This is a genomic window from Rhodanobacter sp. L36, assembly GCF_009765755.1.
GTDB lineage: Bacteria > Pseudomonadota > Gammaproteobacteria > Xanthomonadales > Rhodanobacteraceae > Rhodanobacter.
In genome coordinates this window covers 313,394-339,255 of sequence record NZ_LMUV01000003.1, presented here as the reverse complement: position 1 = coordinate 339,255, position 25,862 = coordinate 313,394, and the positions used below count along the sequence as shown (strand labels likewise).

Genomic DNA, 25,862 nt, shown 5'->3' with positions numbered 1-25,862 from the left:
CGACGCCCACAAGGCGGATGACAAACCAGCGCATCGGCAAACCGCATCCATCCCCAGAAAGACATCCGCGCATTCTAGCTTGCAGCCAGCGATTTCCTTTCGACGTTCAGGCGCACACGACGCGCGCTACAGCCAGCCTTTTTGTCGGGCCAGCCGATACGCTTCAATGCGATTGGTGACGCCGAGTTTGCCGATGGCTTCGGAAAGGTAATTGCGCACGGTGCCGTGCGAGAGGCTCAGTTGCGTGGCAATGTCGCCGGCGGACTGACCTTCGCCGGCGAGACGCAGCACCTGGCGTTCGCGATCGTTGAGCGGGTCGGCTTCTGACCACGCTTCCAGCGCGAGCTGCGGATCGATCGCGCGGCCGCCGCGGTGCACGGTGCGCATCGCCTCGGCGAGGTTTTCCGCGGGCGCGTCCTTGAGCAGGTAACCGGACACGCCGGCATCGAGCGCGCGGCGAAGAAACCCCGGGCGCGCGAATGTGGTAACGATGACGACCTTGATCGGCAGCTCCTGACGCTGGATGCGCTGCGCCAGTTCCAACCCGGTCAACCCCGGCATCTCGATGTCGGTGACCAGCAGGTCAGGTTTCAATCGTTGCAGTTCGCGCCATGCGGCTTCGCCATCCGCCGCCGAACCGAGCACTTCGATATCCGATTCCATGTTCAGCAATGCGGAAAGTGCACCGCGCACCATCGCCTGATCCTCGGCCAGAAGCACGCGGATCATGCGGCCGGACCCGAAACAGTCGCCAGCGATGCTTTCGCGGAAAGGTCGTTCGGCGATCGCGATGTTTCGACGAGACGCAGCAGTGGCACCGGCGCGGAAATCTTCAGCAGAGATCCTCGGCCCTTCGGCGATTCGATGGTCAGCGTGCCGTTCACTGCGCGCACGCGTTCACGCATGCCGGCCAGCCCGTTGCCATCGTGATCGATACCGCCGCGGCCGTTGTCGCTGATCAGCATGCGCACCACGGCAGGCTCTCGAATGATCTCAATCTTTGCCGAACTCGCTTCGGCGTGTCGCGCGATATTGGTGGCGGCCTCGCGCAGGATCAGCGACAAACCGCGCTCGATATCCGGCGGCAGATCGACCGGCGGGCGCTCGTAATGAAACTGTACGCGCGACGATTCAAGAAGCAGGCGCGCGGATGCCAATTCAGCCGCAAGGTCGGTGGCACGGATGCCGGTCACCGCGCTGCGTACTTCCGCCAGCGCGTGACGCGCCACTTTTTCCGCTTCGGTGATCTCGCGCCTCGCTGCATCGACATCGCGATCGATCAGCTTGCGCGAGAGCTCCAGCTTCAGCGTGATCAGCGACAGCGTGTGACCGAGCAAGTCGTGCAGGTCGCGGCCGATGCGCTCGCGCTCGGCAGTGGCGGCAAGCCGGCGTACCTCGTCGTGCGACAGCGCAAGCTCGGCTTCCTTCTGGTCACTGATGCGTTCGGCATTGACGATCAAGCCGATGATGAAAGTGGTCAGCGGGATCGAGAACACGGCTTGCCACGGATAGTGCAGCAGCCACGCTTCGCTCAGGCAGGCCATATTGAGTGCGGCCAGTAACAGCATGTTCTGCTTCAGGCTGCGGCGGCAGCTCACGAGCATCACGCAGCTGTAGACGAAGTACGTCAGGCCGCTGGGATACCACGGCATCAACAACATGCTGAAAGCCGCCAGCCCCAGCGCGTAGCGCGCCACCGTGCGCCGGGATGCCACGCAGCATTTTGCGTAGAGGACCAGAAACACCGGATAGCTGGCAAGGGTGAAAACGACCCAGTGCCAGCTCATGTGATCGAAGATCGGCGTGGCGAAAATCCAGAACGACCACAGCAGGTGCACCGCGTCAGTCCATGGCGACTTGCCCTTGCGCATGCTGCCGGCCACCAGCGAATCGCCTGCCGGGCGAAACCATTCGCGAATCGACTCGTACATGCTGCGCACTCCTGCTGACGTCATCGTCGACATGCTACTTCAACCGTATCGACGCAAGCGGCGCGTGGCCAGGAAGAGAAAGACCACGGTGAAGCCGGCCAGTACCAGCACGTGCCCGATGATCGGTTCGTGGTTCAAGCCCACCGCCGCAAGAGTGAGCTGGTTGAGGTGATAGCTCGGCCAGATCTTCGCGGTGTTCTGCAGCACCGGCGGCAATATCGACAGCGGCAGCCACAGCCCGGAAAGAAACGCCATCGGCAGGTAGATCAGGTTGAGCAGGCCGGGCGCGCCCTGCCCCTTGACCAGCGTGCCGACCAGCATGCCCAGCGCGCAGAACGGCAACACGCCGAGGGCGCCCGTCACGATCAACGCCAGCATCTGTGTGGCGGTCAAGCTCACGTGGGCGAGAAAGATGCCGATCAGGATAAGCAACATGATCACGATCGTGGCGGCGATCATCGCCATCGACATCTTGCCCAGCAGGTAGGCGCCCGGAGGCATCGGCAACGCGCGCTTGAGCGTCAGCAATCCGCCATCGCGTTCGCTCGCCAGCGACACGCCGAAGCCGAACAATCCCGGCCCGATGATGCCGAACGCACCGTAGCTGGCGAGCAGGTAACGCGACGCGTCACCGTGATTCAGCAGCACGCCGAACATCACGTAGAACACGGTGGAGAACAGCAGCATCGGCAGGATGAAGGACGGCGCGCGCATGTAACGGATGCACTCGCTGCGCGCTTCGGCTACGTACGCGCCGAACACGCGACCGGGCGGCATCGCAACCGGCTGCGCGGGAACAAGGGAGATCACGGTTTCCATATCAGGCAGCCTCGCGCTGGTCGGCGGTGGGAGTTTGTTCGGCATCGCGGGTAAGTTCGGTGAACGCTTCGGCGAGGCCGGCGCGCTGCACTTCGAGTTCGCGCAGTTGCGTGTCGGCATCGAGCAACTGGCGCACCACGATTTCGGCTTCGGCGGTGGTGATGTGCATACGCTCGCCTTCCAGCCGCGCTTCGACGACGTCCGGCCACGCGCTTACTTTTTCGATGGACGTGATGGTGATGCAGCGAATGCGTTTCAGCGAAACGCGTGCGCGCAATTCGTCGACGGTGCCTTCGTGGATCACGCGGCCATGCGCCATCACGCAGACACGGTCGGCCAGCGCTTCGGCTTCTTCGAGGTAATGCGTGGTGAGCACGACCGCGCAACCTTCGGCGATCAATCGGCGAATAGCCGTCCAAAGTTTTTGCCGCGCTTCGATGTCCATGCCGACGGTCGGCTCGTCAAGAAACAGCAACTCCGGCCGGCCGCACAAGGCCAGCGCGAATTGCACGCGACGCTGCTGGCCGCCGGACAACTTGCCGTACGGACGCTTGAGCAGATCGGCGACGCCAGCGAGTTCGGCGGCTTCCTGCACCGGGCGCGGCACCGGGTAATAGCTGGCGGTCAACCGCAGCAGTTCGCCCACGCGCAGGGTCGGCGGCAGCAAGGCACTTTGCAGCATCACGCCGATGCGCCGACGCGCTTCGATCTTCTGCGGGTCCTGGCCGAACAGCTCGACGCTGCCGGCGTCGGGGCGGATCAGCCCGAGCATCAGGCTGATGGCGGTGCTCTTGCCGGCGCCATTGGGGCCAAGCAAGGCGAGCAATTCGCCCGGCTTCACGACCAGCTCGGCGCCATCCAGCGCGGTAATGGCGCCATAACGCTTGACGGCGCTGGCGAGACGGGCAACGGGAACGTTGGTATTCGGCATGTGGTTTCCTCCAGTGCTGCTCATGCTGACGGCCGGCCGCGATGTGAGGCAGTCGCCGGCGTCAGTCATCGCGGGTGACAGGCGTCACTCGCATGCTTGCCAGGCCCTTTGCACGCCGCATTGCCGCCCAAATCACCGCTGGTCAGGGGGTTACGGCCGAATCCGCCGCAAGGTATCCTGTGAGCGATAAGGCCACGCCGCATGCCCGCAGCGAGCCATGCATCCAACTGAAAGCACTGAGGAATCGCCGGGTTGCCCGCGCGCTTTCCGCCCGCTTTCACACCACGCCGGCGAGGTCGCCGCGGCTTCAAGGAGAACCACCATGGGCGTCATCAATCAGCTGCGCGAATTGCGCGAGTTCGGCGGCAAGCCGCGCACGACCGGTCTGGACGATGCCGGCATCGAACGCATGGCGTCGATCGATCCGCTGCTGGTGCAGGCGATCGGCGAAGCGGTGACGCGCCATCGTGAATTGCGCGCGGACATGGCCGACTTCCTGAAGCTTGACGAAGCCGACCAGCTGACCCAGGCGCAGGCGGGCTTTGTGAATTTCTACCCCGACGACGCGATCAACCCGTATCTGCCCGCCTCGGCGCGCGGACCGTGGGTCGTCACACTGAAAGGCCGCGTGGTGCACGACAACGGCGGCTACGGCATGCTCGGTTTCGGCCACAACGACCAGCCCATCCTGGATGCGCTGGCGCGTCCGCAGGTGATGGCCAACGTGATGTCACCGAGCGTGGCGCAGTTGCAGTTCACCACCGCGTTGAACCGCGAGCTCGGCCACACCCGCGGCGGCAGCCCGTACCACCACTACATGTGCCTGAACTCGGGCTCCGAGTCGGTGACGCTGGCCGCGCGCATCGCCGACGTCAACGCCAAGACGATGACCGATGCCGGCGGCCGTTTTGCCGAACGCACGATCAAGCGGCTGGTGGTCAAGGGCGCGTTCCACGGCCGCACCGACAAGCCCGCGCTTTATTCGGATTCCTCGCGCAAGGCATACCAGCAACACCTGGCCAGCTATCGCCACGAAAACAGCGTGATCACCGTGACGCCGTACGACGTCGCGCAGCTGGAAGCGGTGTTCGCCGATGCCGACAAGCACGGATGGTTCATCGAGGCGATGTTCCTCGAGCCGGTGATGGGCGAAGGCGACCCGGGTCGCGCGGTGACGCCGGAGTTCTACAGGGCCGCGCGCTCGCTTACCGAAGCGCATGGCACGCTGCTGATGGTCGATTCGATCCAGGCCGGCCTGCGCGCACACGGCGTGCTGTCGATCACCGATTACCCCGGCTTCGAGAACCTGCCCGCGCCGGATATGGAAACCTTCTCCAAGGCGCTCAACGCCGGGCAGTATCCGTTGTCCGTGCTGGCCGTTACCGACCGCACCGCGCAGCTCTATCGCAAGGGCATCTACGGCAACACCATGACCGCGAATCCGCGTGCGCTGGACGTGGCGCTGGCCACGCTCAATGAACTGACCGACGACGTGCGCAGCAACATCCGCGAGCGCGGCAAGGAGTTCGTCGACAAGCTCAACGCGCTGAAGAATGAGCTGGGCGGGTTGATCACCAAGGTGCAAGGCACCGGCCTGCTGTTTTCCTGCGAGCTCGCGCCGGAATACAAATGCTACGGCGCTGGCTCGACCGAGGAATACATGCGCGAGCGCGGCATCGGCGTGATCCACGGCGGCACCAACTCGCTGCGCTTCACGCCGCACTTCCGCGTGACCAGCGCCGAGGTCGATCTGGTCGTGGCGCACCTGCGCAAGGCGTTGCTGGAAGGCCCGCGCAAGGCGAGCGCCGAAGCTGCCTGAGTCTCTCTCAAGTTATGCGGCGCAGACTGCGCCGCATAACTGAATCGTGCGTGCACATCGGATGTCGCCCACTCGCCGGAAGCAGCCCGGCGAGCATAGACTTGCGCGGCCGGCATCTGCCGGTCATCCAAGGGAGGACTTACCGATGTCGATGTCTCTACGTGTGCTTGCCATCAGCGCCGCATTCGCCGTTGCCGGCACCGCTTTCGCCGCCGCGCCGCAGGCTGGCACCGCTGCTCCCGCCAAGGCGCGCACTGCCCAGCAACAGCGCATGGTCGACTGCAACAAGCAGGCAACCGGCAAGAAAGGCGATGACCGCAAGACCTTCATGAGCGGCTGCCTGAAGGGCGAAAGCGCCGCCGCCGCGGCACCGGTCAAGCAGACCCAGCAGGAAAAGATGAAGAGCTGCAACGCCGACGCCAAGACCAAGGCGCTCAAGGGCGCCGATCGCAAGACGTACATGAGCGGCTGCCTGAAAGGTGCCGCCGCCACGCCGTAATCGCACCAACGCAGCCCTGCGCACGCACGGTTCCGTGCATGCGCAGGGCCGCTTCGCTAAGCTTCGGGACGATCGCGACGCTCATGTCGCTCACGAAAACAGTCCCCATGAAAGTCGTCGAAGTTCGCCATCCGCTGATCCGCCACAAGCTTGGCCTGATGCGCCGCGCAGGCATCAGCACCAAGGAATTCCGCGAGCTCGCCTCCGAAGTCGCCGCGCTTCTCACTTATGAAGCCACCAAGGATCTGGAAACCGTCGAGGAGCAGATCGACGGCTGGGCCGGCCCGCTGCAAGTGCATCGCATCAAGGGGAAGAAGATCACCATCGTGCCGATCCTGCGCGCGGGCCTCGGCATGCTGCCCGGCGTGCTCGACATGATTCCGTCGGCCAAGGTCAGCGTGGTCGGCGTGCAGCGCGACGAACACACGCTGCAACCGGTCGCCTATTACGAAAAACTCAGCGGCCGCATGGACGAGCGCATCGCGCTGATCGTCGACCCGATGCTGGCCACCGCCGGCACACTGATCGCCGCGGTCGACATGCTGAAAGCCGCCGGCTGCAAACGCATCAAGGGATTGTTTCTGGTCGCCGCGCCCGAAGGGTTGGCACGCATCGAAGCGGCGCATCCGGACATCGAGATCTACACCGCCACCATCGACGATCGCCTCAACGAGCACGGCTACATCCTGCCCGGCCTCGGCGATGCCGGCGACAAGATCTTCGGCACCAAGCAGCTGCCTGCGACCGACTAACGCGCGCGCTGGCCGAAGCGATCGGTCGCCTTGATGAGTTGATCGAGGATGCCCGGCTCGAAGCCGGAATGGCCCGCGTCCTGGACGATTTTCAGCTCGGCCTCGGGCCATGCGCGGTGCAGATCCCACGCGCTGCGCATCGGGCACACCACGTCGTAACGACCCTGCACGATCACCGTCGGAATGTTGCGGATTCGCTCGACGTTGCGCAGCAACTGGTCGTCGTGTTCGAAGAAGCCGCCGTTGACGAAGTAGTGGCATTCGATGCGCGCGAACGCCAGCGCGAATTCGTCCTCACCGCTGGACGCGATGTGCGCGGTGTCCTGCCACAGGAAACTGGTCGCGCCTTCCCACACCGACCATGCGCGCGCGGCGTCGATGCGCGTCTTGTGGTCGGTGCTGGTCAGGCGACGGTGATAGGCGCTCATCAAGTCGCCGCGCTCCACTTCGGGAATCGCGTTGAGATAGGTTTCCCACGCGTCGGGATACAGCGCGTCGCAGCCTTTCTGGTAGAACCATTCCAGCTCGGAACGACGCAGCATGAAGATGCCGCGCAACACCAGTTCGCTGACCTTGTCCGGATGCGTCTGCGCATAGGCGAGCGCCAACGTGGAACCCCACGAACCGCCGAACACCTGCCAGCGATCGATCGCCAGATGCTCGCGCAGGCGTTCGATATCCGCGACCAAATCCCAAGTGGTGTTGTCGGTCAGTTCGGCGTGCGGCGTGGAGCGACCACATCCGCGCTGGTCGAACAGCACGATGCGATAGATCGCCGGATCGAAGAACTGCCGGCAACGCGCGTTGCTGCCGCCGCCCGGACCGCCGTGCAGGAACACCACCGGCTTGCCCTGCGGGTTTCCGCATTCCTCGAAATACAGCTGATGCAGCGGCGAAACCTGCAGACGGCCGGTCGCGTACGGTTCGATTTCCGGATACAGCTTGCGACGTTCGGTGACTTGCATGAATGCTCCTCGTTGCTGCGCGCGACGACCCGCGCCAAAGCGGCCGAGGATAGCAAACCCGCGCGCGCAACCCGTGAGTCGCGCGCGTTTGTCAGTGTTGCGTCGGCATTTCGTCGAGCGGTAGCGGGTGCCAGTTCGCGCCCCAGCGCGAAGGCTTCGGCCCCATCACGAAATCGAGTTGGCCGCCGGCCTCGATTTGCGCGTAGCTGACGACAGGAACGTCCAGCGGCTTGCCGTTCAATCGCGCCGACTGGATGTAGATGTTGGTTGCCGAATTTCCGGGCGAAGAGACCACGAAGGTCTTGCCGTTCGGCAGGTTCAACGTGACGCGCGCGAAGAGCGGACTGCCGATCAGGTAATCGCCAGACGCCGGATTGACCGGATAGAAACCCATCGCGGTAAACAGATACCAGGCTGACATCTGGCCGCAATCCTCGTTGCCGAGCACGCCGTTGGGCGTGTTCGAATAAGCGTCGTGCGCGATCATGCGGACGCGCGCCTGGGTTTTCCACGGCTCGCCGGTGTAGTCGTAGAGATAGGCGTAGTGATGACTCGGTTCATTGTCGTGGCGGTTGTGGCCACCATCGAAATGCGCGTCGAGTTTCGCGGAGGCCGGCGCGCGTCCACCAAGCAATTTCACGACGCCGGGAATGTCGTGCAACGCGGCGAACAGATAAACCCATTGGTCGCCTTCGGTCCAGCCTTCGTCCGGCGATGCCCAATGACCATCGGCGTTTTTCGCCTGCATGAAACCGCGTGCCGGATTGAAAAGATTCCGGTAGGACAGCGAGCGCTTCAGGAAAAACGCGTGGTCTTCGGATTTGCCCACGGCCTTCGCTACCTGCGCGACGGCGAAGTCGTCGTACGACTCTTCCTGCGTGCTCGATGCCGATTCGGAGACTTTGTCCGCCGGGATATAGCCGAGATTTTTCATGTACGTCAGGCCCGCGCGCGCTTCGTACGGCGTGTACGGTTCGCGATCGAACCAGCGGCGCGTGGTGTCGCCATCCGGCGGCGTCATTGCGTCCTTGTAAACCGCCTTGTACGCGAGCGCGAGATCGAAACCTCTGAAGCCCTTGTCGATGGCCTCAGCCACCAGCGAATCGGCGTGCGTGCCGATCATGATGTTGGTGTACGAAGGGTCAGGCCACTTCGGCATCCAGCCACCTTCGACGTAATCCTGTAGCAAGGCCTGCACCATGCCGTCGATGCGTTCCGGCGCGAACAGCGTGAGCAGGCTGTTCTCCGCGCGAAAAGTGTCCCAGATCGAATACGCGGTGTACGACGTGCCGTTGTGCACCTTGTCGTCGAACGCGCTGTAGTAGCGGCCGTGTTCGGAGAAAAGTTTCGGATAGAGCAGCGCGTGGTAAAGGCCGGTGTAGAACATGCGGCGCTGGTCGTCGCTGGCGCCCTGCAGCGAAGCGATGCCGAGCTTCGCATTCCACGTCGCTTTCAGTGCGTCACGCGTGGCATCGAAGTTCCAGTTCGGCATTTCCGCATCGAGATTCGCGCGCGCCTGCTCGATGCTGATGAACGACGTGCCGACTTGTGCCTCCACGGTGGTGGCTCTCGATGTGTCGAACGACACGAATGCGCCGACGTTGATGCCGTCAACCTCGTTCTTGCCAGGCCATTGCAGCACGCCTTCGTACACTGTCTTCGCCGAGAAGGACTGCTTGAAGCGCACGACGAAGTAACCCTTGAAATTCGGCAACTTCAACGGACCGAGATTGGCGTCCATGCGATCGGGGTTGTAGCCGCTGACTTCGTGCCTGGCGCTGTCGATGCTGACGAAACCCTTGATGCCCGGACGCGTCGCTTCGATCAGTACGCCCGCCTTCGCATTTTTCGGATACGTGAAGCGCAGGTAGCCCGCATGATCCGTCGCCGTCATGTCCGCGACGATGCGGTGCGCGGACCCGGCGCCCATCGTCACCGCGTAGTAGTAGGGCGTGCTGGTTTCATTGTTGTGGGTGAATGCGAGCCGGCGTGCCTCGGGCGCGTAGTTGAGCGAACCGATCTCCGGCATCAGCGTGACGTAGCCGTAATCGCCCATCCAGATCGCCGGCTGATGCGTGCCGATGAATCCCTGGATATAGGTGTCCTCGTACGCGTACGAACTGACACTGATGCGATTCTGCCGCGTCTGCGCGGTCCAGTTGGTCATGCCGAACGGCGTAGTGACCAATGGCATGGTGCCGCCGTATTCGACGCCACCACCGCCGGTGCCGATGAACGTGTTGACCCAGTCCACCGGCGTGGTCGGCGTGGCTACGTCTGAACGGGCCTGGACATTCGCGCATGCCAATGCCCCGATGATCGCCAGCGCGGCGATGTTGCGCCACTGACAGAACAGGAATTTCCGCAAGCGTGTGTGAGTCGTTTCCATCGCGATTCGCCGTTCCTGATCAAGGTATTCGTTCTATTGGAACAGCTTTCCGGGATTCATCAGACCGAGCGGATCGAAGACCTGTCGCACGCCTCGCATCAAGGCGATTTCCGCCGCGCCGCGTGTACTTTCGAGATATGCCCGCTTGACCAGACCGATACCGTGCTCAGCCGAGATGCTGCCGCCGTGATTCTTCAGCGTGGCAGCGAGAAGTTTGGTTACGTGTTCGCACTGTGCAATGAAACTTGCTTCATCAAGATCATCCGGTCGCAGCACGTTGATGTGCAGATTACCGTCGCCGATGTGGCCGAACCAGATCACTTCGATGCGCGGATACTCGTGCGTCAGCAGCGCCTGCATCTCGTGCAGGAAGGCGGGCACCGCGCTGATGCGCACCGACACGTCGTTCTTGTACGGCTGGCGTGGCGCGAGGCTTTCGGTGATGCCTTCGCGCAAGCGCCACAACGCTGCGGCCTGTGCTTCACTCTGCGCGATCACGCCGTCAGTGACCCAGCCTTGCTCCAGCGCCTGTTCGAATGCGGCAAGCGCGGCATCTTGGGCCGACCCGTCCGGCGCATCGAATTCCGTCACCACGTAGTAAGGATGATCGCCGTCCAGCGCACGCTGCGCACCATGTAAGAGCACGTGCTTCAAGGCCAAGTCGGTGAAGAACTCGAAGGCCTGCAACGATAGCCGCGCGCGAAACAGGCCAAACACTTTCATCAATGCGTCCATGTCCGGCAATGCGAGCAACATCACCTGCGAAGGTGGCGGCGGATCGGTGAGTCGCAATGTCGCTTCCACCACGATGCCCAGTGTGCCTTCCGAGCCAATCATCAACTGACGGAAATCGTAGCCGCTGGAATTCTTGATCAGGCCGCGATTGAGTTCGAGCAATTCACCGTTGCCGGCAACCACTTTCAGACCGGCGATCCATTCGCGCGTATTGCCGTAACGGATCACGCGAATGCCGCCGGCGTTGGTGGCGATGTTGCCGCCGATCGAGCATGAGCCGCGCGCAGCGAAGTCGAGCGGATAAATCAACCCATGCGACTTGGCCGCATCGTGCACGTGCTGCAGCACGATGCCCGGCTGCACGACCAGCGTGCGATCGATCGGGTTGAAATCGAGCACGCGATTCATGCGTTCAAGGCTCAACACGAGCTCGCCATCGGCAGCCACCGCGCCACCAGACAAACCGGTGCGCCCACCGGACGGCACGATCGCGACGCGGTGTTTATTGGCCCAGCGCACGATCGCCTGCACTTCATCAATGCTCGAAGGCAACGCGATCGCCAGCGGCGCCGGCGTCCAGCGGCGCGTCCAGTCGCGGCCGTAATGCTCCCTATCCGCGGCATCGGTGAGAAGCCGCAGATCGGGCAAACGTTGGGCGAGATCGGCGAGTCGCGCGTCGGACATGCTTGGGCTCCTGGAATCTTTACAGCCTGCCAGCCGCACCGGATCGCGTCCAGTGTTGCGTCGCGGCAAATCGCTGCCCGGCTCTGGCATAGTAAGAACCTTCTTTCGTCCGGGTCGCCGCATGCAAACGTCATTTCCCCGTCAAGACATCAAGGTGCTGCTGCTGGAAGGTGTCAGCGCGAGCGCGGTCGAAAGCTTGCGCCGTGCAGGCTACAGCCATGTCGAACTGCATGCGAAGTCGCTGCCGGAAGCGGAGCTCAAGCAGCGCATCGCCGATGCGCACATCGTCGGCATCCGTTCGCGCACGCAACTTAGCGACGATGTATTGGCACAAGCCAAGCGGCTGATCGCGATCGGCTGCTTCTGCATCGGCACCAATCAGGTCGATCTGAGCGCAGCGCGAAAGATGGGCGTGCCGGTGTTCAACGCGCCCTACTCCAACACGCGCAGTGTTGCGGAACTGGTGATCGCCGAAGCGATCATGTTGCTGCGTGGCATCCCGCAGAAAAACGCCTTGTGCCATCGCGGCGGCTGGACCAAATCCGCCGAGGGCAGTTACGAGACACGCGACAAGGTGCTAGGCATCGTCGGCTACGGCCACATCGGCACGCAGGTTGGCGTGCTGGCGGAAAGCCTCGGCATGCGGGTGATTTTCCACGACATCGAAACCAAGCTGTCGCTCGGCAACGCGCGTGCCGTCTCCGGCCTGGACGAGCTGCTCGAGCGTGCGGACGTGGTGACGTTGCACGTACCGGAAACGCCCGCCACGCAGATGATGATCCGCGCAGAGCAGCTTGCGAAGATGCGCAGCGGCGCGATGTTGATCAATGCCTCGCGCGGCACCGTCGTGGATATCGACGCGCTCGCCGACGCGTTGAAGAAAGGCCATATCGCGGGCGCCGCCGTCGACGTGTTCCCGGTCGAACCCAAGGGCAACGACGACGCGTTCATCTCGCCGTTGCTCGGCATGGACAACGTGATCCTGACGCCACACATTGGCGGCAGCACGCTGGAAGCGCAGGACAACATCGGCATCGAAGTCGCCAGCAAGCTGATTCGCTACAGCGACAACGGTTCCACCTTGTCGGCGGTCAACTTTCCAGAAGTCACGCTGCCGGAACATCCGAACAGTCGCCGCCTGTTGCACATCCATCGCAACATGCCGGGCATCCTCGCGCGCATCAACGATTTGTTCTCCGCCGGCAACATCAACATCGACGCGCAGTTCCTGCAGACCGACAGCGAAGTCGGATATGTCGTGATCGATGTGTCGACGAACGAACTTCAGGCCGCAGCATTGAAGGACGCACTGGCGTCAATTCCCGGCACGCTTCGCACTCGCGTGCTGTATTGAGCACGTGGTAGCTGCTGGTGTGTTTCTGCGGCGGAGTTCCCTACTGACGCCTTCGCTCGCGCGGAAGTAGTCGGTGCGTGTGCACTTGAGCAAATCGAATACGAACTGGCCAGTGCGTGGTGGTATGTCGTTTCGCATCATCGCCTCGCTGGCACGGGACTTGGATGAACGCGCTCAACTTCCAGTCGTGACATTCATTGAAGCCACGATGCTGCCTTGGAAATCCATTCACGAATACCGATTAATACATTGAAATATGTTTATTGATATCGAAGCCACAAGACTTGCAGGGCGGCGCTTTATCGGGATGGCGATACAAGCTCGATATCGAATGGTAGCGGCCTTTGCATTTGGGGCATAACGACCGCAAAAATGGCAACGCCAACAATATGAATATGACGAGAGCAACCGCATACATACCAACACGCACAGCGTATGGAAAATCCGTGTAGTGATCCGTCAGCGAAGCCAAACCCAATCCAGCCGCGAATCCTGTAACGGCAGTCTGCTGTTTTCGCTGCATGCTTCCCGCTGACGCTCGCAAACGTCGACGTTCTCGAGCGGGGTCCACAGTCGTATTTGTGTCGTCCATAGCATCCCCCTTCGCATACCGCCTTCTGCTATCGAGCCGAATTGGTCGGGGCGGCGGGATTCGAACCCACGACCCTCTGCCCCCCAGGCAGATGCGCTACCAGGCTGCGCTACGCCCCGACGATCGGCAAGACGAGAAGTCTAACAGCTACGGCACTCTTGCCGGAAGCTGTCGACGCAACTTCAGCGGCGCAACAGGCCGAGAACTTCTTCCAGTTCCATCCGCACCTGACGCACGATCTGGTGCGAGATGCTCGCTTCCATCCGGGCCTGCGGACCTTCGAGACGCGCGCGCGCGCCGGTGATGGTGAAACCTTCGTCGTAGAGCAGCGAACGAATCTGGCGAATCATCAGCACATCGTGGCGCTGGTAATAACGACGGTTGCCGCGACGCTTGACCGGATTGAGAGCGGGAAATTCCTGCTCCCAGTACCGCAACACGTGGGGCTTCACACCGCACAGCTCGCCCACTTCACCGATGGTGAAGTAGCGCTTGGCCGGGATCGCCGGCAGTTCGGTGTTATTCCCTTGATCCAGCATATCCCTCGACTCTTACCTTGAGTTTTTGTCCTGGTCGGAACGTCACCACGCGCCGTGCGGAGATCGGAATCTCCTCACCGGTTTTCGGGTTACGCCCCGGTCGCTGATTCTTCAGGCGAAGATCGAAATTGCCGAAGCCCGAAAGCTTCACCTGCTCCCCGTTTTCCAGCGCTCCGCGAACCACCTCGAAGTAGGCGTCCACGAATTCCTTCGCCTCACGCTTGTTGAGCCCTACGTCGAGGAAAAGCCGCTCGGCCATTTCCGCCTTGGTCAGCGCCATCTCAGCCTCGCAACTTTGCCTTGCATGTTTGCTCCAACGCAGCGATCGCTTCGCGTACGCAGCGATCCGCGTCGTCGTCTGTAAGCGTGCGTGAAGCGTCCTGCAAAATCAAGCCCATAGCGAGGCTTTTTCGGCCTAGTTCGACCCCTCTCCCGCTATAGCGATCGAACAGTCTCAGCGCACTCAGGCGCTCGCCAAGCGTTTCACGAATCGTCTGTTCGATCCGTGACCAGCTCACGTCTTCGGGTAGATCCACGGCGATGTCGCGACGCACGGCAGGGAATCGCGGAACCGTCTGCGCCTGCGGCAGGCGACGCGCCAGCAAGGGTTCGAGCGCGAGTTCGAGAACATGGACGTCTGTGCCCAAGTCCAACACCTTTGCCAGTTGCGGATGCAGCGCACCGAGATACCCCACGGTCTTGCCGTCACGCGCAACACGTGCCGCGCGACCGGGATGAAGCCAGTCAGGCAAGTCGTTGTCGTGGACGGACCAGCGCTGCGGTTCGCCACCCCAAGCGATTAGCGCATCAAGGTCGCCCTTGACATCGTGAAAGTCCAGCGGACGCGATGCTTCGCCCCACTGTTCGGCGCGAGCACTGCCGCAGGCGACGATGGCGAGGCTGGGTGTTTCCACCGGCGGATCGCCCGCTTGTTGAGAAGTCCCCGGGTCTTTGCGCTGCGAGGCGCACTGTTGGAACACGCGTGCCACCTCGAAAAGCCTCACGCGATCCTGCTGGCGTGCACGGTTATGACGCAGGGCCTCGATCAAACCCGGAAGCAACGACGGGCGCATGACTGCAAGATCCGCCGACAGCGGATTCGCCAACGGCACCAGGTTTTCATTGAAATGCCAGCGCGTCAGCAACTCGGCCGAAACGAAAGACAGGTTGACCGCCTCGTAGTAACCGCGCGCCGCCAGCTGCTCGCGCAAGGCCAGTTCACCGATGCGCGCTTCGGGCTCGACGGCCAGCGTCAGCGCGCCGGCCGGCGTATGCGTGGGAATGTTGTCGTAGCCGAAGATGCGCGCCACTTCCTCGATCAGATCCTCTTCGCGCTCGATATCGAAGCGACTGCTCGGCGCAGTGACTTCCCATCCACCATCGGCTGGCGTGATGTGCATGCCAAGCGCGGTGAAAATACGAACGACCTCGGTATCCGCGACGCCGACGCCGAGCACGCGGCGCAGACGGTCGCGACGAAGCATGACCGCGCTGGGTATCGGGAGATCGGCGAGATTCTCCGCGACAAGTACGTGCCCGGCACTGCCGCCCGCGATGGACAGCAGCAATTCGGTGGCGCGCTCCAGCGCACGCAGCGGGAGTTCGGGATCAACGCCACGCTCGAAACGATGCGAAGCATCGGTATGCATGCCCAACTTGCGCGCGCGGCCCATGATCGCGGCCGGCGCGAAGTGTGCGGACTCCAGGAAAATATTTCGCGTGGCATCGGTGACGCGCGAATCGAAACCGCCCATCACGCCTGCGACGGCCAACGCCTTGTGCTCGTCGGCAATCAGCACGAAGGAACTATCGAGCTTCGCCTCGCTGCCGTCGAGAAGCTTCAGCGCTTCGCCAGCGGTCGCATGACGCACGACCACGTCGCCCTGCAACACGTCGTTGTCAAACGCATGCATCGGTTGGCCGAGTTCCAGCATGACGTAACTGGTGACGTCTACCACTGCGCTGATCGAGCGCAGACCGGCGCGGCGCAGGCGTTCAGCCATCCAAAGCGGTGCGCGCGCGCCCGGATCGATACCTTCGATGACGCGACCGAGATAACGCGGCGCATCCTTGCCTGCTTCCAGTCGGATGCCGCGACGCGCATCGCTGGTCACCGAAGCGGTGTTTTGCGCGGGCACTTTAACTGCGCTGCCGAACAGCGCTGCGACATCGTGCGCGAGGCCGACGAGGCCGAGACAATCCGGGCGATTCGGCGTGAGCTTCAGTTCGAAACTTGCATCCGGCAAATGGAGGTATTCGGCCAGCGACTGACCGACTGTGGCTTCGGATGGAAGCTCCAGCAAACCCGACGCATCGGCATCGAGACCCAGCTCCTTCGCCGAACAAAGCATGCCGAACGATTCCACGCCACGCAGCTTCGCCGCCTTGATCGCCACGCCACCTGGAAGATTCGCCCCGACTTTCGCCAGCGGCACCTTGATCCCCACGCGCGCATTCGGCGCACCGCAGACGATCTGCAATATCTCGCCGTTGCCCGCATCCACCTTGCACACTTGCAGACGATCGGCCTCGGGATGTTTTTCGGCAGCGACGATCTGCGCGACCACCACGCCATCAAGGCCTTCACCCAGAGGGGTAAGTTCTTCCACTTCCAGGCCAGCCATGGTCAACGCATGGGCCAATGCCGCGCGGTCGGCGTTGACCTCGACCAGTTCGCGCAGCCAGTTCTCGGAGAATTTCATGATGGGAGTCCGTGAATGGGGAAACGGAAACGAAGAATGAGAAAAGCAAAAAGCGCGATGCTGTTACCGCGTTTTCGACTTTCGATTCCCGGTTTCCAGATCCCGTTCAAGCGAATTGCTTCAGGAAGCGCAGATCGTTCTCGAAGAACGCACGCAGATCGGAAACGCCATAGCGCAGCATGGCGAAACGTTCCACCCCGAGGCCGAAGGCGAAGCCGGTATAGCGTTCCGGATCGATGCCGCAATTGCGAAGCACCTGCGGATGCACCATGCCGCAACCGAGTACCTCGAGCCAGCGAGTCGAGCCGTCTTCGGCATCCCAACGGATGTCCACTTCGGCAGACGGCTCGGTGAAGGGGAAATAGCTGGGGCGGAAACGCATTTCGAAATCGCGCTCGAAGAACGTGCGAATGAGTTCCGCCAGCGTACCCTTCAAATCCGCGAAGCTGGACGTTTCATCGACCAGCAGGCCTTCGATCTGGTGGAACATCGGCGAGTGCGTCTGGTCCGAATCGCTGCGGTAAACCTTGCCCGGCGCGATGATGCGGATTGGCGGCTGGCGCCCTTTCATCTCGCGGATCTGAACCGGCGAGGTATGTGTGCGAAGCAGGCGACCATCGCCGAAGTAGAACGTGTCATGCATCGCGCGCGCGGGATGATGCGGCGGGAAATTCAGCGCCTCGAAATTGTGCCAATCGTCCTCGATCTCCGGGCCGTCGGCACGCTGGTAACCAAGCCGCGCAAAGATCGAAGCGATGCGTTCCAGCGCGCGCGTGATCGGATGAATTCCGCCGCGTTCGCCGTCGCGACCCGGCAAACTGATGTCGAGTTTTTCGGAAGCCAGCCGACGATCGAGCTCCGCCTGTTCCAGCGACTGCTTGCGTGCGGCGAGTGCGTCGGCGAGACGATCCTTGACCCGGTTGACCTCGGCGCCGCGTGTCTTGCGCTCGTCAGGCGCGAGCGCGCCCAGAGACTTCAGCTCCGCAGTTACGATGCCGCTCTTGCCGAGCAAGCCGACGCGCAAGGCATCGAGTGTCTCGAGTGTGTCCGCCTTGTCGATATCGGCCAGTGCCTGCGTGGCGCGGCTGTCCAGGTCGTCCATTGATGCGACTCCGGTGTTGCAGATGAATGGGTTTGATTCCCCGGAAACGAAAACGGGGAGAAGGCTATGGCCTTCTCCCCGCTTGCTTTACATCATATCGCGCTGGTGCCGAGGCACCCGACGATCAAGCGGCCAGACTGGCCTTCGCTTTTTCGGCGATCACTTCAAACGCCTTGATGTCGTGCACGGCGATGTCGGCCAGCACCTTGCGGTCCACCGTGATACCGGCCTTGCTCAGGCCATTGATCAGGCGGCTGTATGACAAACCGAACATGCGTGCCGCTGCGTTGATGCGGACGATCCACAACGCGCGGAACTGACGCTTGCGCTGCTTGCGACCGATATACGCATATTGACCGGCCTTGATGACGGCCTGGTTGGCAACGCGGAAGACTTTGCGTCGGGCGTTGTAATAACCCTTTGCGCGGCCGATAACTTTCTTGTGACGACGACGGGCGGTAACGCCACGCTTTACACGAGCCATGGTTTATCTCCTCGTCTTACAAGTACGGCAACATGCGCGCTACACCTTTGGTGTCGCACGCTTTCAGATGATTCGGAGCACGCAGACCACGCTTACGCTTGGTCGACTTCTTGGTCAGGATGTGTGACTTGAAGGCGTGGCCGCACTTGATTTTGCCCGACGCGGTCTTGCGAAAACGCTTCGCCGCCGCCCGGTTGGTCTTGATCTTGGGCATTGTGATGATCCCTGCATGGGGCTTGAGCCCCGTTTCTGACTGATCTGGCGGTGGTTTCATCCCGAAGGAATCGCTCCACACTTTCCGTCCTGCCATGACCGGTTCACGACCCTTCCTGCGGGTCGAACCGGAGATTATACGGACTAATACGGAGCGGCGCCAGATGGGCGCGAGCTGATCCGATGCTGAAATGAAAACGGCGACCCGCAAGGTCGCCGTCATTCGCTTACTGTTTTTTCTTCGGGCCGATCATCATGACCATCTGTCGGCCTTCCAGCCTCGGGAAGGATTCGATCTGGCCATTCTCGCCGACGTCTTCCTGGATCTTCTTGGCCAGGTTCTGGCCGAGGTCCTGATGGGACATCTCGCGACCGCGGAAGCGAATAGTGACCTTGACTTTGTCGCCCTCTTCCAGAAACCGAAGCATGTTGCGCAGCTTGATCTGGTAGTCGCCCACGTCAGTGACGGGGCGGAACTTCACTTCCTTGATCTCGACCTGCTTCTGCTTTTTCTTGGCCGCCTGGGCCTTCTTCTGTGCTTCAAACTTGAACTTGCCGTAATCCATGATGCGGCACACCGGCGGATCGCCGTTGGGCTGGATCTCGACCAGATCCATGCCGGCTTCCTGCGCCAGCGCCAGTGCCTCGTCACGGGTCATGACACCGAGCTGCTCTGCTTCGGCACCGATCACACGCACCCGCGGCACACGGATTTCCAGGTTACGACGATTGCCCTTGTTGTCGGTGGTAGCGATACCACGATCCTCCAGAAGATTGAATAAGTCAGACCGGTCGGCGCTCAGCGCCGGGTGTCGGTCTCCAGTCGTTCGACGAAATCGGTCAGCGACATGCTGCCCAGATCTTCGCCGGAACGGGTACGCACGGAAACAGTGCCGGTCTCTTTTTCGCGGTCGCCGACCACCAGAAGATACGGCACTTTCTGCATCGTATGTTCGCGGATTTTATAGCCGACCTTCTCGTTGCGCAAATCGGACTGTACCCGGAAACCTTTATCGACAAGGGTTTGCGTCACTTCACGGACGTAGTCGGCTTGCGCATCGGTGATATTGAAGGCCACTGCCTGTACCGGGGCGAGCCATGTCGGCAGCAGCCCGGCGTGGTGCTCGATCAGGATGCCGATGAAGCGCTCCATGGAGCCCACGATCGCCCGATGCAGCATCACAGGATGCTTTTTCTGCGAGTGTTCGTCGACATATTCGGCGTCGAGCCGCTCGGGCATCATGAAGTCGACCTGCATGGTACCGACTTGCCAGGCGCGGCCGATCGAGTCCTTGAGGTGGTATTCGATCTTGGGTGCGTAGAACGCACCCTCGCCCGGCAACTCTTCCCATTCCACGCCGGCGGCACGCAGCGCCCTACGCAGCATTTCCTCGGTACGATCCCAGAATTCATCGGAGCCGATGCGCTTGTCCGGCCGCAAGGCCAGCTTGATCGCCAGGTCCGTAAAGCCGAAGTCCGAATAGACCTTCATCGCCTGCAGATGGAAGGCCGTGACCTCGGCCTCGACCTGATCGGGCGTGCAGAAGATGTGGCCGTCGTCCTGGGTGAATGCACGCACGCGCATGATGCCGTGCAGCGCGCCGGATGGTTCATTGCGATGACAGCCGCCGAACTCGCCGTAGCGAATCGGCAGCTCGCGGTAGCTGTGCAGGCCCGTGTTGAAAACCTGCACATGACCCGGGCAGTTCATCGGCTTCAGCGCGTAGGTGTGCTTCTCCGATTCGGTGAAGAACATGTTCTCGGCGTAGTTGTCCCAGTGTCCGGATTTTTTCCACAGCGACACGTCCAACACCATCGGGCAACGCACTTCCTGATAGCCGCTCCGCTTGTAGACGCCGCGCATGTACTGCTCGACTGCCTGCCAGATCGCCCAGCCGTTCGGATGCCAGAACACCATGCCCGGGCTTTCTTCCTGCTGATGGAACAGGTCAAGCTGCTTGCCGATCTTGCGGTGGTCGCGTTTCTCCGCTTCCTCCAGCTGATGCAGGTGAGCCTTCAGATCCTTGTCGCTCAACCACGCCGTGCCGTAAATGCGCGTCAGCATCGCGTTATTGGAATCGCCGCGCCAATACGCGCCGGCCACTTTCATCAACTTGAACGCGCGCAGCTTGCCCGTATCGGGCACATGCGGACCGCGGCACAGGTCCGTGAACTCGCCTTGCGAATAAAGCGACAGCGGCTCATCGGAGGGAATCGATTCGATGATCTCGGCCTTGTAGTTCTCGCCAAGCCCGCGGAAAAACGCCACCGCTTCATCGCGTGATTTCACGCTGCGCGTTACCGGCAATTGCTCGGCGGCGATCTTCTGCATTTCCGCTTCGATCTTCGGAAGATCGTCCGGCGTGAACGGTCGTTCGTAAGCGAAGTCGTAGAAGAAACCGTTGTCGATCACCGGTCCGATCGTGACCTGCGCACCCGGGTACAGGCGTTGCACGGCCTGCCCCATCAGATGCGCGGTGGAGTGGCGCAGAATCTCCAGCGCTTCCGGACTCTTGTCGGTGACGATCTGCAGGCTTGCGTCGTGATCGATGGAAAATCTGGCATCAACCAACTTGCCGTCGACCTTTCCGGCCAAGGTCGCCTTGGCCAGGCCGGCGCCAATCGAGGCAGCCACATCCTGCACGGTGACGGGATGATCGAACGGACGCTTGCTGCCGTCGGGTAGCGTGATCTGAATCATGAAATCCAATCTCTGGAAAGCAAAAAAGGGCGCAACGCCCTTTTCCTGGAAACGAGGCGTGGTGGGTAATCAGCGTTGGAAGCGGGTAGTTGCCATGTCGCACGCTCGGCCGGCGCAAGCGCGGGCCACCTTCGTCGATGTCAGTGAAGTCGAAACGCTAGTTTAGCGCAAATCCGCTGTCAATCCTCCCGCACGGCGCCTTGCGGCTCACGCTGAACGCTAGAATGAGCGCGATATTCCGAGGACATTCCATGCGCATTCTGGTCACCGGCACGGCCGGCTTCATCGGCGCCGCACTCGCGCAGCGCCTGCTTGCGCGCGGCGACGAAGTCTTCGGTATCGATAATCACAACAGTTATTACGATCCGGCGCTAAAGGAAGCGCGGCTCGCGTTGTTTGCAGATCATCCGGCTTATACGCACAGACGTGCGGACCTCGCCGACGCGGACGCCATCGATCGCTCGTTTGCGGAATTTCGGCCGCAGCGCGTGGTGAATCTTGCCGCGCAGGCTGGCGTGCGTTATTCGCAGCAGAATCCGCGCGCCTATGTGCAGAGCAACCTGGTCGGTTTCGTCAACATCCTTGAAGCATGTCGGCACGGCGGTGTCGAACATCTGGTCTACGCATCGTCGAGTTCCGTCTACGGCGCCAATCGCAAGCTGCCGTTTGCGGTCGAAGACGCGGTGGATCATCCGGTCAGCTTGTACGCCGCCAGCAAGAAAGCGAACGAATTGATGGCGCATACGTATAGCCATCTATACGGCCTTCCGACGACAGGTCTGCGCTTCTTCACCGTGTATGGTCCGTGGGGTCGTCCGGACATGTCGCCGATGCTGTTCGCCGAGCGCATCAGTCGCGGCGAACCGATCGACGTGTTCAATCACGGCAACCACAGCCGTGATTTCACCTACATCGACGACATCGTGGAAGGCGTGATCCGCGCACTCGATCATCCCGCGCAACCTGATCCTGTTTACGACGCGGAACGGCCAGATGCCGGCACATCGAACGCGCCGTATCGCGTCTACAACATCGGCAATGATCAGCCGGTGCAGCTCTTGCGATTCATCGAATTGATGGAACAGAACCTTGGTCGCACGGTCGAGAAACGCCTGTTGCCGATGCAACCCGGCGACGTTCCCGATACATGGGCCGATGTATCAGCGCTGCGCCGCGACGTGGGCTACGCGCCCAACACGCCGATCGAACAAGGTGTGGAAAAATTCGTGGCCTGGTATCGCGAATATCAGGCGAAGCGCTGAGTTTTTTCAGAACGGCTTGGCGATCACCAGATACAGGATCACGACCAACAGCAACACGGGTAACTCGTTGAGCCATCGCAACGCGCGCGATGACGGCAACGCCATACCTGCGGCGGCGCGCTTGAGCATGCGGCCGCACACGATGTAGTACGCCAGCAACACGATCACCAGCGTGAGTTTGGCGTCGATCCAGTGCATGCCACCCACCATGTTGGGCATCCTCGACGGAAACACGCGCCAGCCCTGCCAAAGCATCACGCCGAACAGCAACGCCATGCCGAACATCGCGTGGCCGAACTTGTACAAGCGCCGGCCCATCAGCTGCAGGCGCGCCTGCACTACCGGCTCATTCGCGGTCTCGGCCATGTTCACCAGGATGCGCGGGAGGTAAAACACCGCGGCCATCCAGGCGATGACGAACAACAGGTGCAGGGTCTTGATCAGCAGGTAAGCCATGGCCGTCTCGCGAACACTGCCCGATGCAGCGCGGCGATGATAACGCGGTCTCGCCGGTCAGTCGCCCGAACCCATCCGTTCCAGCAAAGCCTGAAGCAAGTGCTCTTTCTGCGCGTCGTCGAGCGCGTGATCGTTGCGATCGGTCAGCTGAAAGAAATCCTCGACGCGTTCTCCGAATGTCGCGATGCGCGCGTCGTGCACGCGCACGCCCTTATCGAGCATGACCTGCGCTACCGCTGCCAGCAGACCGGGCCGATCGGTGCCGATCAATGCGAGCTGCGTGCGATCGCCCGCTGCGTGGAAACTGATTTGCGGCGCCATCTGGAAATGTTTCTGATGGCGCGACATGCCACGTCGACTCGGCTGCACGCCGGTGGACTGGGTCAGTGCGCGCTGCAGGCGTAGCTGCAATTCATCGGCGCGCTGCGCGGTGGCCGGCAATTGGGTGTCGGCTTCGAGCAACAGGAACGTATCCAGCGCCATGGCGGTCGGCGAACTCAGCACGCGCGATTCCATCACCGAGAAACGAAGCCGATCCAGCACGGCGGTCACAGTGGCAAACAAGCCATCACGATCGGGCGCGTAGATAAAGAGTTCGGTACTGCCGCGCACCGACAGCGGATGCACCGCGACCAGCGGCACCGCACCTTTGGCTTCGAGGATCGCAGCTGTCTGCCAGGCGATCTGTTCCGGTCGGTGACGTAGAAAACTGAGTTGCGGGAAATCGACCCAGGTGCGAACTATGTCGGTTTCGGCGAAGCCTTCGTTCATCAACAATGCCAATGCGTGTTCGGAACATTCGCGCACGCGGACGCCAGCATCCCGCGGCAGATCCACATCGCTGCGCAAGGCGTAGCGCGTCGCGGTGTAGAGATCGGCGAGCAGGCGATCTTTCCAGCTATTCCACAGACGCGGACTGGTGCCAATGATGTCCGCGATGGTCAGCAAATAGAGCTGGCCGAGTCGTTCGCGATCACCGACGACTTCAGCGAAACGATGCACCACGTCAGGATCGGTGATGTCCTGCCTCTGTGCTGTGGTGCTCATCAGCAAGTGCCAGCGCACCAGCCAGGCCACGCGCTCGATGTCGGCCGGCGGCAAGCCAATGCGCGTGCAGAATGCACGCGCATCTTCTTCGCCAAGCACCGAGTGATCTCCGCCGCGCCCCTTGGCGATGTCATGGAACAACGCTGCCAGCAGCATGATTTCCGGCGTCGGCAGCGAGCGCCATATTTCGCAGCCGAGCGAAAATTCGCGTTGTGCCGATGGGTCCGCGAACCGCGCCATGTTGCGCAGCACGCGCAGTGTGTGTTCGTCGACGGTATAGACGTGAAACAGGTCGTATTGCATGCGACCAAACACCTTGCCGAACGCAGGCAGGATCGCCGCGAGCAGGCCGTGTCGATTCATCCGCCACAGTGCTTCCACCGCCGGCGCGCCGCGCCGGAGCAGGTGCAGAAAAGCCGCCAGCACATCGGGATTTCCCGCCAGTGCATCGCCGTGCACCGCCGTGGCCTGATGCATGCGACGCATGGTGTCGGCACTAAAACCCAGCACGCCGGGCTGATCCAGACGCGCCATGAAAATTTCCACCAGCGCCGACGGACGCCGCATGAAAAGCTCCGGATCGCGCGTAGCCAAACGCGATCCATAGCGCAGAAATTCGTCGCCTACCGGTTCGGCACCACTCAGCGGTTCCAGCATTTCCTCGAAGCGTTCGGCGACCTGCACGCCTAACCGCTCGACCTGGCTGGCGGCACGGTAGTAGCCCTGCATGAACTGTTCGACGCCGAGATTTTTTGCGTGTTCATCCTCGAAACCCAGCCGCGCCGCGAGCGCGCGCTGGTAATCGAAAAGAAGCCGCTCTTCCGGTCGCCCAGCTTCCAGGTGCAACGCGTAGCGATATCGCCGCAGCGTGGCTTCGGACTGCTCCAGCGTGGCCTGTTCGGCGGGATCGAGCAGGCCTTCCACCACCATCTCGGACAGGTCGTTGGCGTGCGCGAGTCGTCGTCCGATCCAGCGCAGCGAGTCGAGCGTTCGCAATCCGCCGGGGCCGTCCTTAAGATTGGGTTCGAGGTTATATGCGGTGTCGTCGTAGCGGGCGTGGCGCGCATCACGCTCGGCCAGGCGTGCGGCGAGATACGCCTGTGGCGGCCACAGTTGCGGATCGTCGACGATGGCTCGCAGGCTCGCGTCCAGCGCGGGATCACCGGCCAGCCGACGCGCATCCAGCAGGCTGGTAAATACGCTGGCTTCCTGTGCAGCCAATGCCCGGCATTGCGCTGGATCGCGAACGGCATGACCGACTTTCAGACCGATGTCCCACAGCGTGGTGAAGAACTGTTCCAGCGCGCGCAGGCGCGGCGGCTGCGGTGCGATCACCAGTGCGAGCAGATCGACGTCGGAATACGGAAACAACAGTCCGCGACCAAAACCGCCGACCGCGAACAGGGTGGTGTCAGTGACCTCGCCCAGACAGGCCATCCACACGTGCGCCACGACGCGTTCAACCGATTCGCCGCGACGCCGTGCCAGCGCACTGGCATCGACACCATCGCGGAACGCCGTGGCCAGCGAGCGATCCACGTCGCCCAGCAATTGCCGCAACGCACGGCGCGCCTCGGTGGACACGCCGGAACGCGGCACCGCCACCGGCAAACGTGGAAGCGAGGGAAGGCTGGAGTTGGCGGTCACGGAAGACTGCGCCGCTTGCTGGGTCGGAATCGACATACCCCATTGTGGCCCAACCCATCGTGGCGCTGCATGCATGGAAGCGTCGGCATACCGGGGCCATCGCCAACATGCGCAGCTCGACTGCCTGCGTCGTCACCTGACGTCTGGCCCGGTTCGTCGCCGATCGCAACTGCTAGAGTTTGGCGACGCATGGCTTCGGGTGCCTGTGCGCGCCAGCCACATCGAACGCAAGGGGAACA

Annotated in this window: 22 protein-coding genes and 1 tRNA gene; 5 read left to right on the top strand and 18 right to left on the bottom strand. The window is 62.0% G+C overall.

The genetic code is table 11. From position 1 onward, the window contains the following. Positions 1-126 precede the first annotated feature (126 nt). The 4 genes from GSQ73_RS06680 to GSQ73_RS06665 are packed head-to-tail and all read right to left on the bottom strand — an operon-like array spanning position 127 to position 3,681. Positions 127-729, bottom strand: a complete 603-nt coding sequence (locus GSQ73_RS06680) for a response regulator transcription factor (protein ID WP_158882286.1) — start codon at positions 727-729, stop codon at positions 127-129. Continuing rightward, complete coding sequence (locus GSQ73_RS06675; protein ID WP_158882284.1) at positions 726-1,931, bottom strand: sensor histidine kinase; 1,206 nt, start codon at positions 1,929-1,931, stop codon at positions 726-728. The genes GSQ73_RS06680 and GSQ73_RS06675 overlap by 4 nt, the downstream gene beginning before the upstream one ends. A 39-nt stretch (positions 1,932-1,970) precedes the next feature. Further along, positions 1,971-2,750 (bottom strand): ABC transporter permease, encoded by a 780-nt coding sequence (locus GSQ73_RS06670; protein WP_158882282.1) that lies wholly within the window; start codon positions 2,748-2,750, stop codon positions 1,971-1,973. 1 nt (position 2,751) lies between these two features. Beyond that, complete coding sequence (locus GSQ73_RS06665) at positions 2,752-3,681, bottom strand: ABC transporter ATP-binding protein (protein ID WP_158882280.1); 930 nt, start codon at positions 3,679-3,681, stop codon at positions 2,752-2,754. Positions 3,682-4,003: 322 nt separating this feature from the next. On the opposite strand from GSQ73_RS06665, the gene GSQ73_RS06660 reads away from it, so the two are divergent. From GSQ73_RS06660 to upp, 3 genes are all read left to right on the top strand, one after another. Then, complete coding sequence (locus tag GSQ73_RS06660) at positions 4,004-5,500, top strand: aminotransferase class III-fold pyridoxal phosphate-dependent enzyme (RefSeq protein WP_158882278.1); 1,497 nt, start codon at positions 4,004-4,006, stop codon at positions 5,498-5,500. Positions 5,501-5,645: 145 nt separating this feature from the next. After that, positions 5,646-5,999, top strand: a complete 354-nt coding sequence (locus tag GSQ73_RS06655; protein WP_158882276.1) for a PsiF family protein — start codon at positions 5,646-5,648, stop codon at positions 5,997-5,999. 107 nt (positions 6,000-6,106) lie between these two features. Then, positions 6,107-6,751 carry a uracil phosphoribosyltransferase gene (upp, locus tag GSQ73_RS06650; protein ID WP_158882274.1) on the top strand — a complete coding sequence of 215 codons (645 nt, stop codon included), beginning with the start codon at positions 6,107-6,109 and terminating at the stop codon, positions 6,749-6,751. Here upp and pip read toward each other — a convergent pair. The 3 genes from pip to GSQ73_RS06635 all read right to left on the bottom strand — a co-directional run bounded on the left by pip (position 6,748) and on the right by GSQ73_RS06635 (position 11,524). Continuing rightward, a complete protein-coding gene (pip, locus tag GSQ73_RS06645; RefSeq protein ID WP_158882272.1) occupies positions 6,748-7,716 on the bottom strand; it encodes a prolyl aminopeptidase in 969 nt (322 codons plus the stop codon). The two genes, upp and pip, sit on opposite strands and share 4 nt — an antisense overlap. Positions 7,717-7,807: 91 nt before the next feature. After that, positions 7,808-10,105 carry a GH92 family glycosyl hydrolase gene (locus tag GSQ73_RS06640; protein WP_158882270.1) on the bottom strand — a complete coding sequence of 766 codons (2,298 nt, stop codon included), beginning with the start codon at positions 10,103-10,105 and terminating at the stop codon, positions 7,808-7,810. A 33-nt stretch (positions 10,106-10,138) separates the two neighbouring features. Beyond that, positions 10,139-11,524, bottom strand: a complete 1,386-nt coding sequence (locus GSQ73_RS06635; protein ID WP_158882268.1) for an FAD-binding oxidoreductase — start codon at positions 11,522-11,524, stop codon at positions 10,139-10,141. Positions 11,525-11,645: 121 nt separating this feature from the next. On the opposite strand from GSQ73_RS06635, the gene serA reads away from it, so the two are divergent. Continuing rightward, positions 11,646-12,878, top strand: coding sequence for a phosphoglycerate dehydrogenase (gene serA, locus GSQ73_RS06630; protein ID WP_158882266.1), 1,233 nt, complete (start codon positions 11,646-11,648; stop codon positions 12,876-12,878). 634 nt (positions 12,879-13,512) lie between these two features. Here the strand turns inward: serA and GSQ73_RS06625 are convergent. The 9 genes from GSQ73_RS06625 to thrS form a co-directional block, all read right to left on the bottom strand. Beyond that, positions 13,513-13,589 (bottom strand) — tRNA-Pro (locus tag GSQ73_RS06625). 63 nt (positions 13,590-13,652) lie between these two features. Next, positions 13,653-14,009, bottom strand: a complete 357-nt coding sequence (locus tag GSQ73_RS06620) for a MerR family transcriptional regulator (protein WP_158882264.1) — start codon at positions 14,007-14,009, stop codon at positions 13,653-13,655. Then, positions 13,990-14,289 carry an integration host factor subunit alpha gene (ihfA, locus tag GSQ73_RS06615; RefSeq protein WP_007804491.1) on the bottom strand — a complete coding sequence of 100 codons (300 nt, stop codon included), beginning with the start codon at positions 14,287-14,289 and terminating at the stop codon, positions 13,990-13,992. The genes GSQ73_RS06620 and ihfA overlap by 20 nt, the downstream gene beginning before the upstream one ends. 1 nt (position 14,290) lies before the next feature. Continuing rightward, positions 14,291-16,711, bottom strand: coding sequence for a phenylalanine--tRNA ligase subunit beta (gene pheT / locus GSQ73_RS06610; RefSeq protein ID WP_158882262.1), 2,421 nt, complete (start codon positions 16,709-16,711; stop codon positions 14,291-14,293). 106 nt (positions 16,712-16,817) lie between these two features. Then, positions 16,818-17,813: a phenylalanine--tRNA ligase subunit alpha gene (gene pheS / locus GSQ73_RS06605; RefSeq protein ID WP_158882260.1), complete on the bottom strand. Its 996-nt coding sequence runs from the start codon at positions 17,811-17,813 to the stop codon at positions 16,818-16,820. Between the two features lie 124 nt (positions 17,814-17,937). Then, positions 17,938-18,297 (bottom strand): 50S ribosomal protein L20, encoded by a 360-nt coding sequence (gene rplT, locus GSQ73_RS06600; RefSeq protein ID WP_072757645.1) that lies wholly within the window; start codon positions 18,295-18,297, stop codon positions 17,938-17,940. 16 nt (positions 18,298-18,313) lie between these two features. Further along, positions 18,314-18,511: a 50S ribosomal protein L35 gene (gene rpmI / locus GSQ73_RS06595; RefSeq protein WP_077445148.1), complete on the bottom strand. Its 198-nt coding sequence runs from the start codon at positions 18,509-18,511 to the stop codon at positions 18,314-18,316. A gap of 226 nt (positions 18,512-18,737) precedes the next feature. Continuing rightward, positions 18,738-19,280, bottom strand: coding sequence for a translation initiation factor IF-3 (gene infC / locus GSQ73_RS06590; protein WP_158882493.1), 543 nt, complete (start codon positions 19,278-19,280; stop codon positions 18,738-18,740). A gap of 29 nt (positions 19,281-19,309) precedes the next feature. Next, entirely contained in the window at positions 19,310-21,211 is a 1,902-nt protein-coding gene (thrS, locus tag GSQ73_RS06585; protein WP_158882258.1) for a threonine--tRNA ligase, read from the bottom strand. 251 nt (positions 21,212-21,462) lie between these two features. Between thrS and GSQ73_RS06580 the strand changes: the two genes are divergently transcribed. After that, on the top strand, positions 21,463-22,473 hold the full coding sequence (locus tag GSQ73_RS06580) for an NAD-dependent epimerase (RefSeq protein ID WP_158882256.1): 1,011 nt from the start codon (positions 21,463-21,465) through the stop codon (positions 22,471-22,473). A 6-nt stretch (positions 22,474-22,479) separates the two neighbouring features. Here GSQ73_RS06580 and GSQ73_RS06575 read toward each other — a convergent pair whose 3' ends face one another. Both GSQ73_RS06575 and glnD read right to left on the bottom strand, forming a co-directional pair. Continuing rightward, entirely contained in the window at positions 22,480-22,929 is a 450-nt protein-coding gene (locus GSQ73_RS06575; RefSeq protein ID WP_158882254.1) for a CopD family protein, read from the bottom strand. A gap of 57 nt (positions 22,930-22,986) precedes the next feature. Beyond that, positions 22,987-25,659 (bottom strand): [protein-PII] uridylyltransferase, encoded by a 2,673-nt coding sequence (glnD, locus tag GSQ73_RS06570; protein WP_158882252.1) that lies wholly within the window; start codon positions 25,657-25,659, stop codon positions 22,987-22,989. Between the last annotated feature and the right edge of the window lie 203 nt (positions 25,660-25,862).